Here is a 1,186-nt window from a genome sequence, read left to right on the forward strand (position 1 = left end):
GCAATCGCATTTTTGCCATCTTTACCTTTCATGCCGATAGAACCGTCTTTACCATTCAAAGTAACGCTGTTGCCATCTTGACCATCAGCACCTTTTGGTCCTTGAACACCAATAGTACCATCTTTACCACTCAAAGTAATGCTATTACCGTCTTTTCCATCAGCACCTTTTGGACCTTGAATGCCGATTTCGCCATTCTTACCGTTGATAGTAACTTTTTCGCCGTCTTTACCATTGACAGTGATTTTACCATCCTTGCCATTGTCTCCAGCTTTACCAACTGAAACGTCATCTTGCAAGGAGTAGGTAATCTTCTTACCATCGCGTGTAATCGCAAGACCGTTACCTGCATCGAAACCGAACGCATCTTTTTTATCGTCACCTAATTTTACATTAAATGTATTGGCATCCGTATTGTCTTTCACATATACATCAAAGCCTTGGTTTGTCTTGTACAATTGACTGCCATTGATAGCGTCTTTGCTAGTACTAGATACATCGCCAGCTTTTACATTCTTGATAACTGTACCATCATTACCGCCTTCTAAGGTAATGCTACTTGTATCAACAGTACCATCTGTTTTTTTATCATACTTCACAGCATTATCCAAAACTTCTTTTAATTGACCTTGGCTTGCCGCTTGATCCGCCTTCATGCTGTTCATATCTTTTGGCAATGTAGTATTCGAAAGTCCAGTAATTACTTTATTGGTACCATCTACTACGATGCTATCCTTGTTATCTGGTGTTTTGAAAGTCATCTTTGTAATGTTATTGATAGTTTTTTGAGTGCCATCAATCTTCATCGCTGTATCGCCAGCACCGAAGGTAATGCCATCTAAGCCTTTAAGCTCTTTCGCTAAGCGAAGAATTAACCCTTTAGCACCATTTGCTTCAACACCGATGTTGTCATCTTGACTCAACTTAGCTTTATCAGTGATACCACCAGTAACAGCAAGTTGTTCATTCAATTTCAACTTGTCTTCAGTGCCAAAGTCACCCATGAACTTCATACCATCATTCATAGTGGCTAATTCATTAGTTTTATCGCCATCCTTAACGACAATTCTAGTAGTACCATCGGTGCCATTAACACCAACAGTGCCATCTTTTGTAGTAATATTGACAGCATTCTTACCGTCTTTACCCTTCATGTCGATAGAACCATCTTGGCCATTTAATGTAA

The 1,186-nt window shown here is 39.5% G+C and carries 1 pseudogene; it reads right to left on the minus strand.

The window, feature by feature from the left end:
- Positions 1-1,186 (minus strand): annotated as a pseudogene (locus tag K357_RS09130) (hypothetical protein); the annotation flags it as partial.

It is taken from the genome of Veillonella montpellierensis DSM 17217 (assembly GCF_000426745.1).
Taxonomy (GTDB): Bacteria; Bacillota; Negativicutes; order Veillonellales; family Veillonellaceae; genus Veillonella; species Veillonella montpellierensis.